Source organism: Blautia sp. NSJ-140, from assembly GCF_022868965.1.
Lineage (GTDB): Bacteria > Bacillota > Clostridia > Lachnospirales > Lachnospiraceae > Blautia_A.
Genome location: NZ_JALIFS010000001.1, coordinates 249,759 through 262,157, shown reverse-complemented (window position 1 = coordinate 262,157; position 12,399 = coordinate 249,759). Strand labels below are relative to the sequence as shown.

Here is a 12,399-nt window from a genome sequence, read left to right as displayed (position 1 = left end):
ATGCGGAAATATAATACGCAGGAGGGAGCCTCGAAAAGCTCCCTCCATTTTCATTTATTCACCTAAAAATCCAAGATCAATCTCTCCGTCAAACACCGTAGTTGCAGGTCCTGTCATATATACAAGGTTTTCATCTCTTTCCCAGTAGATGTCTAAGTCTCCGCCAAGAAGCTGTACAGTAACCGGCTTGCTGCCATCAACCTTGTCATTGAGGATGGAAGCTACTGTAACTGCGCAGGCACCTGTGCCGCAGGCAAGGGTTTCTCCGGAGCCACGCTCCCATACGCGCATCTTTACGGTGTGATGGTCGATCACCTGAACAAACTCGGTGTTGACTCTGTCAGGGAAGCACACGTGATTTTCAAAGGACGGGCCTATCTTTTCCAGGTCAAGGCTGTCCACATCGTCTACGTAGATGATGGCATGAGGATTGCCCATGGAAACTGCGGTTATGTGATATTCTTTTCCCTCGACAGTGATGGGAGCGTCGATAACCTGCTCGGTTTCGGCAACCACCGGAATCTCTTTTGCGGTGAGGATCGGGGAGCCCATGTTGACTTTTACCATGGAGGCTTTGCCGTCACGGATAGTAAGATCCACATATTTGATACCACTTCTTGTGGCAATGCTTAAAGAAGTTTTGTCCACGATGCCGTGGTCGTAGACATATTTGGCAACGCAGCGGATACCGTTTCCGCACATGGCACCCTGAGAGCCGTCCAGATTGTACATATCCATCTCGCAGTCTGCGATCTCAGACGGGCGGATCAGGATCAGACCATCGGAACCAATGCCAAAATGACGGTCGCTGACAAATTTTGCCACTGCGGCCGGATCCTTAACAGTCTCTTCAAAACAGTTTACATATACATAATCGTTTCCGATGCCTTGCATTTTCGTGAATTTCATAATAGTAACCTCCTCTTGTTCCTGAATATTATACTTGTTTTTTCTGTTGGAGCACAAGACTCCCATGGAAAAAATACGCAGGTTTTTTCCATTTGTTGCCTTTAATAGTATAGTATACGGGATAATTGTTATCGAAAAGTGAATTTTCCCTGTGGAATTCCGGTAAATTAGGAGTGAATTTTCGCATTTATGGATTTTATGTGCTTGCATTTTGTCAGAAACATGGTATCATAAAACAAAGTAATATGCATGGAGATGTATAATTATGCTGTACATTACGAATTGGGCTGACAGAAACAGGAGAGGCAGTTAACGTAAAGTACATAGAATTCAGGAGGAAGAAAAATGAAGAGAAAATTTATGGCACTTGCACTTGCAGCAGCTATGACAGTTTCTATGACATCCGCTGTTTTTGCAGCAGATGAGATCAAGAGCGCAGATGATCTGGAGGGTAAGAAGATCGGTGTTCAGCTTGGAACAACCGGTGACGCAGACGCTACAGAGGTTAAAGACGCAACAGTGGAGAGATACAACAAAGGTAATGACGCTGTTATGGCTCTGAAACAGGGTAAGATTGACTGCGTAGTGATCGACAGCGAGCCTGCTAAGAAATTTGTTGAGAAAAACGATGATCTTGAGATCGTTGAGGACATTTTTGACAAAGAGGAGTATGCAATCTGTCTTTCCAAAGATAATGCAGACCTTACAAAAGAGTTTAACGAGGCTCTGAAGGAGCTGAAGGATGACGGAACTCTGGATTCCATTAGAGATAACTATATCGGTGATGATGCAGGTAAGACACCATATGAGACTCCTAAGGATGCAGATCACTCCAAGGGAACTCTTACCATGGCAACAAACGCAACCTTCCAGCCATACGAATACTACGACGGAGATAAGATCGTAGGTATTGATGTTGATATCGCTCAGGCTGTCTGCGACAAGCTTGGATATGAGCTGAAGATCGAGGATATGGAGTTTGATGCGATCGTAAATTCTGTTAAATCCGGAAAAGCTGATTTTGGTGTTGCAGGAATGACAGTAACAGAGGATCGTAAAAAGAGCGTTGATTTCACTGATCCGTACACAACTGCAGAGCAGGTTGTTATCGTAAAGAAATAATTTTGTACAGAGAAATCAGAGGATTCTGAACGGATAAGCTGAGAAACAGATATTCGTTGCAGAGTTCAGTAGCGAATGATCAGGTTCCGGATATCCGGGTATGTTTTCCGGATTTCGGAACCTGTAGTTTTGGAAAGGGTGGAAATTTTGAGTCTTATTGAACAGTTTCAGTTTAACTTTCTGGACGACAATCGTTGGCAGTTCATTTTGTCCGGTCTGAAAAATACCATCATTATTACTTTTTTTGCTGTACTTCTTGGTATTTTTCTGGGATTTGTCATTGCTATTGTCCGTTCCACACATGATAAGACAGGTAAGCTTAAGATCCTTAATGTGATCTGTCGTGTTTATCTGACGGTGATCCGTGGCACACCAACGATGGTACAGCTGCTGATCGTATTTTATGTTATTTTTGCAACCATAGATCCGGGTAAGATAGTCGTTGCCATTATCGCCTTTGGTATGAACTCTGCTGCATACGTGGCTGAGATCGTCCGTTCTGGTATCATGTCTATTGATCAGGGACAGTTTGAAGCAGGACGGAGCCTGGGTCTTAACTATACACAGACTATGATCAAGATCATTCTTCCGCAGGCGGTCAAGAACATCCTGCCGGCTCTGGGAAATGAGCTGATCGTACTTTTGAAGGAGACATCCATCAGTGGTTATATCGGACTTATGGATCTGACCCGTGGCGGAGACATTATCCGAAGCCAGACCTACAGTGCACTGTTCCCGCTGCTGGTAGTAGCTGCAATCTATCTTGTGATCGTTTGTTTCCTTACCTATCTGGTAGGAAGACTTGAAAGGAGGCTGAGAACCAATGAGCGTAAGTAATGAAGTACTTCTGGATGTGCAGGGACTTGAAAAGGCCTATGGCGGCAATCAGGTTCTCAACGGGATCACCACACAGATCCGCAGAGGTGAAGTAGTAGCCATCATCGGACCATCCGGCTGTGGTAAATCCACATTTCTCCGTTCCCTGAATCTCCTTGAGGAGCCGACCGGGGGAAAAATCCTCTTTGAGGGAACCGACATTACAGATCCAAAGGTGGATATCAACCGTCATCGTCAGAAAATTGGAATGGTATTCCAGCAGTTCAATCTGTTTCCTCATAAGACGGTAAAAGAGAACATCATGCTCGCACCGGTAACACTGAATCTTATGAGTAAGGAAGAGGCTGAAAAAACGGCACTGGAGCTGCTGAAGCGAGTAGGTCTTCCTGATAAGGCAGATTCCTATCCGGATATGCTTTCCGGCGGTCAGAAGCAACGTATTGCCATTGCAAGATCGCTTGCCATGAATCCAGACGTGATGCTGTTTGACGAGCCGACATCTGCTCTTGATCCGGAGATGGTCGGAGAGGTTCTGGAGCTGATGCAGGAGCTTGCAAAATCCGGCATGACCATGGTTGTGGTAACTCATGAGATGGGCTTTGCCCGCGAGGTGGCAACCAGAGTTCTTTTCATTGATGAAGGAACGATCCAGGAGGAAAATTCTCCTGAGGAATTCTTTGCAAATCCAAAGAATAAAAGACTTCGTGAGTTTCTTTCAAAGACGTTATAATGACATTATAAATATAAGAATATTAAAAACGGATGCTTTATCCTCCTGTGGAAATGCTGCAGGAGATAAAGCATCCGTTTTTTTATATTCACAGAGCAGCGATGCCGTTATTTCGATGGCTGGTTCAGATCACTGTAGGTCACATCCTCAAAGGGGAGGACGATCCGTTCTCTCCTGGCCGAGGAAAGGTAGATGCCTTTTACCATTTCAAGGGTTTTTCGGCCTTCCAGCCCGTCGATGACAACGGGGAGATCCTCACGGACGGAACGGTAGAAATCACGGATCTGCAGGTGATGGCTGCTTCCCCAGTAATCAGGACCCACATTTGTGGTTTCATAAGTGTTTCGGATCTCGGCATAGGTGCCGTCCAGCTCGTAATAGCCCATGTCCTGCTTCAGACCCAGGCGGCCTTTTTCACCGATCAGCTCAATATTGATCGGGGAATCGGTTCCGTAAATGTTGCATGCATAGAGATTATAAAGACAGCCGTTTTTGAACATGATAGCAGCGTCTGCGGCATCCTCCACCTTTACAAAATGATGAACATAATTATGAACACTTCCGTCGATCCATTCCACATCGGAATCCAGCATATATCGAACACGGTCAATGCTGTGGATCGCCTGGTCTATGAGAACACCGCCACCCTCTTTGTCCCATGTTCCCTTCCAGTCACTTCCGCTGTAATAGTCGAGCGGACGGTTCCAGGTCAGATAGGAACGGGCGGTAAGGATCTTTCCGAAATCACCCCGCTGGATCATTTCACGGAGCTTTTCCACACTTTTTGTGTAACGGGTCTGGAAGATAACGCCCAGCTTTACATGAGTTTCTTCGGCGGTACGGATCATTTTGTCTGCATCCTGAAGACAGGTGGCGATGGGTTTTTCGGTAAGGACATTAATGCCGGCTTTCATGGCTTTGATGGCCATGACCGGGTGCAGGAAATGCGGCAGACAGAGATGTACCACATCAATATCTTTATCCAGGATCTCATCAAAGTCCGTAGTCCAGGAACAGTTAAATTCCTCTGCAAAGGAACGGGCAAGAGCGGGGTCCTTATCGACAGCATATATTAATTCTACTTCGTCGCTGAGACGATGGAATGCATCCGCATAAGAGACAGAAATACGGCCGCAGCCTACAATAGCAGCTTTCAGTTTTTTCATGGCTTCCTCCTTATATCATCCGATAAAAAAATTCGTCAGATCCTGATTTGTAAAAGAATAGTGGATATCAAAAAAGTATTTCATGGCTCCGTTCAGGAACGAATCGCTCTGGAGCTGGGAGTAACGGACGGTCACATTATCTACCATCCTGCGAAAACCTGTTTTTTTCAGGTCTTCCCGCACTTCGTTGAGAAAATATTCGCCAAGAGCAGGGATTTTTCCGCCGAGAACGATCAGAGATGGATTTACGGTACTGATCAGATTACTCAGGGCGATGGACAGCTCCCATGCCATCTCCTTTACCATGGCAAGAGCGGTTGGATCGCGGAAAGTGGCAGCCTTTCCCAGATCTGAGAAGGTGATTTCTGAAAGTGCGCTTAAGGATGGAATCTGTCCGAATTCCGGGATCCTGTTTTTCAGAGCCTGTTCCGAGATCATAACCTCCAGACATCCATGATTTCCGCAGATACATTCCGGACCGTGAGGATCAATGGAATAATGGCCGAATTGGGTAAAAGATCCGCTGGCAGTTCCGAGCATACTCCCTTCTGTGAAAAGGGTGGCACCGATGCCGCGACCGAAATTGAGAAAGGCAAAATTTTTCTCTTTTATATTTCCATAGACCTTTTCTGCATAGGAATAGCAGGCAGTATCATTGAGAAGATCTACCGGGTATCCCGGGAATGCAGTCTTCAGAGATTTAATGATCTGAGTGCTTTCCATGGAAGGCAGATTCAGGGTCGTGGAATATACTTCATTGCTGGAGGCATCGATCATGGCAGACATTACTACACAGATGCCAAGGATACGATCAGGAGCACAGTGTTCCAGAATGGATTCCCGGAAACAGGAGCAGGAGCATGCAACGTGATTTTCATCTTCGGAAAGCTTTCGTGCTTCGTGAAAGACGGAAGTGCCGGCAATGTCTACCAGATAAGCCTCTACAGTATTCTCATGCCAGTTCATGACAACGATGTAGTAGCTGTTCATCCGTACCTGAAGACAGTTCGGCTTACGTCCGATGCTGTCGGATTCTCCGATACCGCTGTCCACGATGAATTCCCTTTCGATCAGTTCGTCTACAAGAGTAGATACGGTTGTCTTGCTGAGCTTCGTCTGTTTGGCAAGGTGTGCTCTGGATATTCCGGGACTGGAATAGATGGAAGTATAGAGCCGTTTCATATTCGTGTTCTTAATAACCTGCTGATTGACAAGTTTCATAGTTTCTTTTCATCTCCAATCCTTTAAAAATAAACGGTACCGAAAAAATGGTAAAGTCTCCGTACTAAATATATCCTATCATAGATGCAGAAAATAATCAACATGTGGCTGTACAAAGAAAATAGTGATTATCATGAAAGGAAAGATAAAGGAAACTGACAATTACAAAGAAAATACAATATAACACAGATATTTTCATCGAGGATTTGCAGAAGAACTGGAATAAATAGTACGGCGAAAGGATTAATTGACTTTATATGTAAAAAATGCACAAATAAACCAAGAAATATTGTTAATTATACAAGAAATGCACATTAAATGGCGAAAAAGCAGGAAAGAATGTTGACAGATACGGCAAAGGGTGCTATCCTAAATCCAAGCTAAGAACGGCAAAAAAGAGAGTTTACAGCAAAAAACACAGATGTTTCTGCAGAAAGCTTTTATTTTTTGGAATATTAGTTAGGTCACTGGACAAATAAAGAGAGGTAGAGAGATGAGAATAGGCGTGATTGGATGCGGCGGAATGGGAACGACTCATTACTTATCCCTGAAAGTCTTATCAGAAAAAGAGGATGATGTTGAGGTAGTTGCCCTGTCTGACTGCAGAAAAGAATTTCTGGACAAGGCGGCATCATACTTTCCGGAAGCTGCCACGTATGAATACGGAATGGAACTGCTTGAAAAGGAACAGCTGGATATTGTACATATCTGTCTTCCAAGCTATCTGCATGCAGAACATGCAGTGAAGGCGCTGGAAAAGGGAATGAATGTACTGGTTGAAAAACCGGTATGTCTGACTGAAGAGGATTGCCAGATGCTTCTTGAAGCAGAAAAAAGATCCGGGAAGAAGGTTATGGTAGGCCAGGTAGTACGTTCCTTTGAGGAATATAAATATCTGAAGGAAGCTTACGACACAGAAAAATTCGGAAAGCTGAAATCTATTACTATGGAACGCATCAGCGGAGATGTGAAATGGGGATTTGAGGACTGGTTCCATAAAGAAGAAAAGAGTGGTTCTGTTGTGCTGGATCTTCACGTGCATGATCTTGATTTCCTGCGTTATATGTTGGGGGAGCCGGACAGCTTCCAGGTAAATGCCAGCAGATTTGAAAGTGGTATGATCAATCATATCATCACGGAGTATGAATTCGGAGATGTTTTTGCTGTAGCAGAAGGTATCTGGGATGAGTCACCGGCAATGAAGTTCCATGCAGCGTTCCGTGCACATTTTGAGGATGCTACGATAGAATTTAACGGTGCCCAGTCACCGAGCCTGACAGTATATAAGAAAGACGGAACTGTGGAGACGCCGGAACTTAAAGCTGAATATGAAGGCGAAAGTGATGTGGCGGGGATCAATGTTTCCAATCTGGGACCATATTATACAGAAATCAAATATTTCCAGGAATGCGTCAGAGAAGATAAACCTGTAGAGGTTGCTCCTCTGATCGAAGGAGTAAGATCCGTACAGCTTGGAATTAAAGAGTGGAATGCGGCAAAAGAGTACGTAGACGCACACGAGAGCAAATAATGAAATTTTCACTGAAGGCAGTGAGAAAAATAAAAAAGCTATTCAAAAGGAGGATATGCAAATGAAAAAAAGAGTGATTTCTATTCTGTTATCAGCAGCAATGATCTCATCAATGGTAGTCGCAGGAGGGGTAACTGCACATGCTGAGGAAAATGTAACACTGAATGTATTTGATGCACATGCTTATGGTCTGGATGAGTATGACGAGATGGTAAAAGCCTTCGAGGAATCACATCCGGGTGTGACTGTTGACGTACAGCATGCAGCTAACGATTATGACACACTGCTTCAGTCCAGAGTAAACTCCGGAGATACACCGGATGTATTTGATGCTGAGGCCGGAACAAAAGCGAAAATGTACTATGATTACGCTTATGACTGGAGCAATGATACAGAGGTTCTGGACAAATTCAATGAGGACGCTGTAAACCTTGGAAAAGATGATGAGGGAAATGTAAAATCTCTTCCATGGACCTATGAGAACATGGGTCTGATCTACAACAAAGACTGCTTTGAGAAAGCTGGTATCGACAAGCTTCCGACAAACATGGATGAGCTGGAAGAGGCATGCAAGAAGCTGAAGGATGCAGGCATCACTCCGTTTGCGCTTGCTTCAAAGGAAACATGGGTATTAGGACAGGTTGCAACACATTTCATGATCGACAAAGACAAAACAGCTGCTGAGACAGTAGATGCGATCAAATCCGGAGAGACATCATTTGCAGATATGCCTAACTGGGAGAACCTTTACAAGTTTCTTGATCTTGCTGTAGAGTATGGTCCGGATAAGCCGCTTGAGGTTGACTGGGAGACATCAGAGAATATGCTTGCAAACGGCGAAGCAGCTATGATCCATATGGGTGACTGGTGCCAGTCTACACTGGATTCCTTTAATCCGGATGCAAATCTTGCATTCCTTCCATTCCCGGTAGGCTCCGGTGAAGATGATGCAACTGTATTATCCTCCTGTAACTGGACTTATATTGTAAACAAAGATTCCAAGAATCTGGATCTTGCAAAAGAGTATTGTGAGTTTATCCTTACCTCCGAAGAAGGCCAGAAATGGATGGCAGAAGGTGTAGGCGCTGTTCCTGGTGCAAAGTCTGATATGAAAGTAACCGGCGCTCTTGCAAATGATGCTAAGACCTATATCGATGCTGGAAAGACAAACGGCTGGATCCACACAATTGCTCCTGGCAGCTACGCAGATGAGTGTGGTCCGTATCTCCAGTCCTACATGCTTGGAGATATGAGCGCAGATGAAGTAACACAGCTTTTCCAGGATTTCTGGACATCTGCAGAATAACAAGGAACTCCAGGAGCCGAAGAGAAACAGATTTGTTGATTTTGGGCTGACGGAATGTAACTGACAAAAGAGGGAGACAGGCAGCAGGTTTGCCTGTTTCCCCAATATAAACCAAAGAAAAATTGAATTTCTGGAGGGGATAGGATTGAAAAACAAAAAAACAAAGGATCTGGCAATTTTTGCATTGTTTGTCTTTCCGGCAGTTGCTTTTGTACTGTTTGCCACAGATATTCCATTTGTAATGAATCTGTACTATTCGGTATTTAATTGGAATGGAATCGGCAAGAACATGGAATTTGTAGGACTTGCCAACTATGTGAAAATTTTTACTGCTGACCCGCTTTTTTGGAAAGGTGTCAGATTTACTCTTAAATTTGCAGTATTTTATGTTGTTATCGTAAATATCGTTTCTCTCACAGTTGCTATCGTAATGGCACGTGAGAACAAAGTGAACAGTCTTGGACGTGCTTTTTATTATATTCCTTATATCATCAGTCTGACAGCGATCAGTCTGATCTGGAAATTTATCCTGGGACCTGGCTTTGAGGCTCTTTACAGTGTTACAGGATGGGAATTCTTTAACTGGAGCTGGCTTGGAACACCGAAGCTTGCTTTTTATGTAGTTGTTGTCATGGCAGTATGGCAGAATCTTGGTTTTTACATGGTCAATTATATCGCAGGAATCATTGCAGTTCCGGGGGAACTTCTGGAAGCGGCAAGAATCGACGGAGCAACATCTTTTCAGGTATTCCGCAAGATCACAATTCCGATGATCATGCCTGCAATCTCGATCTGTATGCTGACATCAATGACATTTGCGTTTAAATTATTCGATATTATCATGGTATTTACAAAGGGCGGACCTGCGAATTCAACTGTTTCCGTTGCATATAACATTTATAAGGAAGCTTTTGTTAACAGCAAATATGGTCTTGCTACTGCCAAATCTCTTGTATTTGTAGTGTTTGTTCTGATCATTACAGCAATTCAGATGAAGATTACCAAGAGTAAGGAGGTTGAGGCATAATGAAGAAGAAACCAAAGAACCTGCGGCAGGTGAATGCACTGACAATTATTATTTTTGTATGTGCGATATTCTGGCTGATGCCGCTGGTATTGATCTTTATAAACTCGTTTAAACCCTACAATGATATGCTGCAGGATTTCCTGGCTCTGCCCAAATCCTGGAGCCTGAAGATGTACATTGAGACCTGGACAAAATTCGGGTTCCCGTCTCTGATCTTTAACACATTGCTTTATACATTCTGTACGGTCATCCTGGTGGTGCTCATTGCGCCGATGGCAGCCTATAAGCTTGCAAGAACAAAAAACAGACTCAGCAAAGTATGCTTTGTTCTGATCATCATGCCAATGATGGTTCCGTTCCAGTCTTATATGATCACTTTGACAAGACTGGTTTCGAATGTGAAGCTGACAGGGACAAGAACCGGATATATTCTGGTAAGTGTAGGATTGTGTATGCCGTTGGCTGTATACATGATCCATGGATTTGTAAAAAATGTGCCTATCGATCTGGAAGAGTGTGCATGTATTGACGGTGCAGGTAAGATCCGTACCTATTTCAGCATTGTACTTCCGCTTCTGAAACCGATCCTTACTACGGTCGTTGTTTTGGATGCACTGGCAACCTGGAATGATATCATCACCAACCAGCTGATCGTTGGCGGAAACACAGTGGCAATGAATATCCAGAATGCACTGTACATGCAGTTTTCAGCACAGACAGCAGACTGGGAGCATGCGCTTCCTGGAATCGTAATGTCTATGATACCGAGTCTTATCTTCTTTGTTGTGATGCAGAAGCATATTGTAGGTGGTATTACTGCCGGCGCAGTAAAAGGCTGATCTTGGTGGTATAAGTAGTATAATATGAGATAATACTGGAAGGAGAACAGAACCTATGAAAGTTGGAGTTTTGATCGAATTTACAAGCAATACAGATATTGATGCAAAATTTGCTGAGTTGAAGGAAATGGGTGTGGACAGCTGCCAGCTGGTATGCTGGGATCGTCCAACACTTCACGATGATGCCATGGCAGAGGTTATCAATAAAGGACTGGAGAAATACGGGATCCATGTAACCGCATTCTGGTGCGGATGGGAAGGTCGCAGAGTCTGGGATTTTTATGAAGGACAGCTGACGCTTGGCCTGATTCCGTCTGATTACAGAGTTGAGAGACTGAAGATGCTTATGGAAGGTTCTGACTTTGCGAAAAAGATCCATGTGACAGACCTGGCAACACACGTTGGCTATATGCCGGAAAATCCATACGATCCGAAATACGAGGAAGTATTGGTTGCATGTAAGGCTATTGTGGAAAAATGCAAGGAAAACGGTCAGAATTTCCTGTTCGAAACAGGACAGGAAACTCCGGTAACATTAAAGCGTGCGATCCAGGATATTGAGAAAGCGGTCGGAAAAGGAAATGTGGGAATTAACCTTGATCCTGCAAACCTGATCATGTACGGAAAGGCAAATCCGGTAGATGCTCTGGAGGTTTTCGGTGAGTATGTTATGGGAATTCACGGAAAAGACGGAAAATATCCCACGGACGGACATCATCTGGGTGACGAAGTTCCTCTTGGTCAGGGAAAAGTAAATTATCCCGCATTTATTGCGAAGTTGAAAGAGATTGGTTATCAGGGAGATATTACCATTGAACGTGAGATTTCCGGTGAGGAACAGAAAAAAGATATCCGTATGGCCAAGGATCTTCTGGATAAATTAATCGCAGAATAAGAGCTGGGGAAAAAATTATGATTATTTATACAGGGAAAGATTATCAGGATGTAAGCAGAAAAGCAGCTAATATCATGTCTGCACAAATTATCATGAAACCGGATGCGGTTCTCGGGCTTGCCACGGGCTCCACACCGGTGGGCATGTATACACAGCTGGTAGAATGGTACAAAAAGGGGGATCTGGATTTTTCCAGGGTGACAAGCGTGAATTTGGATGAGTACAAGGGGCTTTCCGGCGATAATGACCAGAGCTATCGCTATTTTATGGATCATAATCTCTTTGACCATGTAAATATTGACAAAGCACGGACCTTTGTGCCTGACGGACTGGAAGAGGACAGCGATAAGGCATGTGCACAGTATAACGAAATCATCCGGCAAACCGGAGGCGTGGACATGCAACTGCTCGGTATCGGCGGGAACGGACACATCGGCTTCAATGAGCCGGGAGATGCCTTTGAAAAAGAAACGCATTGTGTGGATCTGACAGAAAGTACCATTAGAGCCAATTCAAGGTTTTTTGAAAGCATGGCTGAGGTCCCGAAACAGGCCTACACTATGGGAATCAGGAATATCATGGCTGCAAGAAAGATCCTTCTTGTGGCAACGGGAATATCCAAGGCAGAGGCCCTGTATAATTCCCTGTACGGACCGATCACACCGAGGGTTCCGGCATCTATCCTGCAGCTTCACCCGGATCTTACGGTTGTGGCAGATGAAGATGCACTGAGTATGATTCGCGAAAAAATTAAATAAAAATCCGGAATACAACTGCCGGATCAAAAAAGGATGGCTTCCGATTCCTGCCTGTGCA

At 44.2% G+C, this 12,399-nt stretch carries 12 protein-coding genes; 9 read left to right on the top strand and 3 right to left on the bottom strand.

The features are described 5' to 3' along the window. Window positions 1–54: 54 nt before the first annotated feature. Complete coding sequence (dapF, locus tag MUB50_RS01175) at window positions 55–909, bottom strand: diaminopimelate epimerase (RefSeq protein ID WP_118623394.1); 855 nt, start codon at window positions 907–909, stop codon at window positions 55–57. 345 nt (window positions 910–1,254) lie between these two features. Here dapF and MUB50_RS01170 point away from each other — a divergent pair, with 345 nt between their 5' ends. The 3 genes from MUB50_RS01170 (at window position 1,255) to MUB50_RS01160 (ending at window position 3,598) form a co-directional block, all read left to right on the top strand. Beyond that, window positions 1,255–2,031, top strand: coding sequence for a transporter substrate-binding domain-containing protein (locus MUB50_RS01170; RefSeq protein ID WP_118512579.1), 777 nt, complete (start codon window positions 1,255–1,257; stop codon window positions 2,029–2,031). Window positions 2,032–2,175: 144 nt separating this feature from the next. Then, window positions 2,176–2,868 carry an amino acid ABC transporter permease gene (locus MUB50_RS01165; RefSeq protein ID WP_059086976.1) on the top strand — a complete coding sequence of 231 codons (693 nt, stop codon included), beginning with the start codon at window positions 2,176–2,178 and terminating at the stop codon, window positions 2,866–2,868. Continuing rightward, on the top strand, window positions 2,855–3,598 hold the full coding sequence (locus MUB50_RS01160) for an amino acid ABC transporter ATP-binding protein (RefSeq protein WP_118512578.1): 744 nt from the start codon (window positions 2,855–2,857) through the stop codon (window positions 3,596–3,598). The genes MUB50_RS01165 and MUB50_RS01160 overlap by 14 nt, the downstream gene beginning before the upstream one ends. A 107-nt stretch (window positions 3,599–3,705) precedes the next feature. Here MUB50_RS01160 and MUB50_RS01155 read toward each other — a convergent pair whose 3' ends face one another. Beyond that, on the bottom strand, window positions 3,706–4,764 hold the full coding sequence (locus MUB50_RS01155; RefSeq protein WP_118512577.1) for a Gfo/Idh/MocA family protein: 1,059 nt from the start codon (window positions 4,762–4,764) through the stop codon (window positions 3,706–3,708). 15 nt (window positions 4,765–4,779) lie between these two features. Continuing rightward, window positions 4,780–5,985, bottom strand: a complete 1,206-nt coding sequence (locus MUB50_RS01150) for an ROK family transcriptional regulator (RefSeq protein WP_118512576.1) — start codon at window positions 5,983–5,985, stop codon at window positions 4,780–4,782. A gap of 493 nt (window positions 5,986–6,478) precedes the next feature. On the opposite strand from MUB50_RS01150, the gene MUB50_RS01145 reads away from it, so the two are divergent. From MUB50_RS01145 to nagB, 6 genes are all read left to right on the top strand, one after another. Beyond that, window positions 6,479–7,516 carry a Gfo/Idh/MocA family protein gene (locus MUB50_RS01145; RefSeq protein ID WP_118512575.1) on the top strand — a complete coding sequence of 346 codons (1,038 nt, stop codon included), beginning with the start codon at window positions 6,479–6,481 and terminating at the stop codon, window positions 7,514–7,516. A gap of 61 nt (window positions 7,517–7,577) precedes the next feature. Then, window positions 7,578–8,822 carry an ABC transporter substrate-binding protein gene (locus tag MUB50_RS01140; protein ID WP_227752237.1) on the top strand — a complete coding sequence of 415 codons (1,245 nt, stop codon included), beginning with the start codon at window positions 7,578–7,580 and terminating at the stop codon, window positions 8,820–8,822. Between the two features lie 145 nt (window positions 8,823–8,967). Continuing rightward, on the top strand, window positions 8,968–9,849 hold the full coding sequence (locus MUB50_RS01135; protein ID WP_173739739.1) for a carbohydrate ABC transporter permease: 882 nt from the start codon (window positions 8,968–8,970) through the stop codon (window positions 9,847–9,849). Further along, window positions 9,849–10,688, top strand: coding sequence for a carbohydrate ABC transporter permease (locus MUB50_RS01130; RefSeq protein ID WP_118512572.1), 840 nt, complete (start codon window positions 9,849–9,851; stop codon window positions 10,686–10,688). Before MUB50_RS01135 ends, MUB50_RS01130 begins: the two co-directional genes overlap by 1 nt. 55 nt (window positions 10,689–10,743) lie before the next feature. Continuing rightward, entirely contained in the window at window positions 10,744–11,583 is an 840-nt protein-coding gene (locus MUB50_RS01125) for a sugar phosphate isomerase/epimerase family protein (RefSeq protein WP_244789926.1), read from the top strand. A gap of 17 nt (window positions 11,584–11,600) precedes the next feature. After that, entirely contained in the window at window positions 11,601–12,341 is a 741-nt protein-coding gene (gene nagB / locus MUB50_RS01120) for a glucosamine-6-phosphate deaminase (RefSeq protein ID WP_244789928.1), read from the top strand. Window positions 12,342–12,399: the final 58 nt, after the last annotated feature.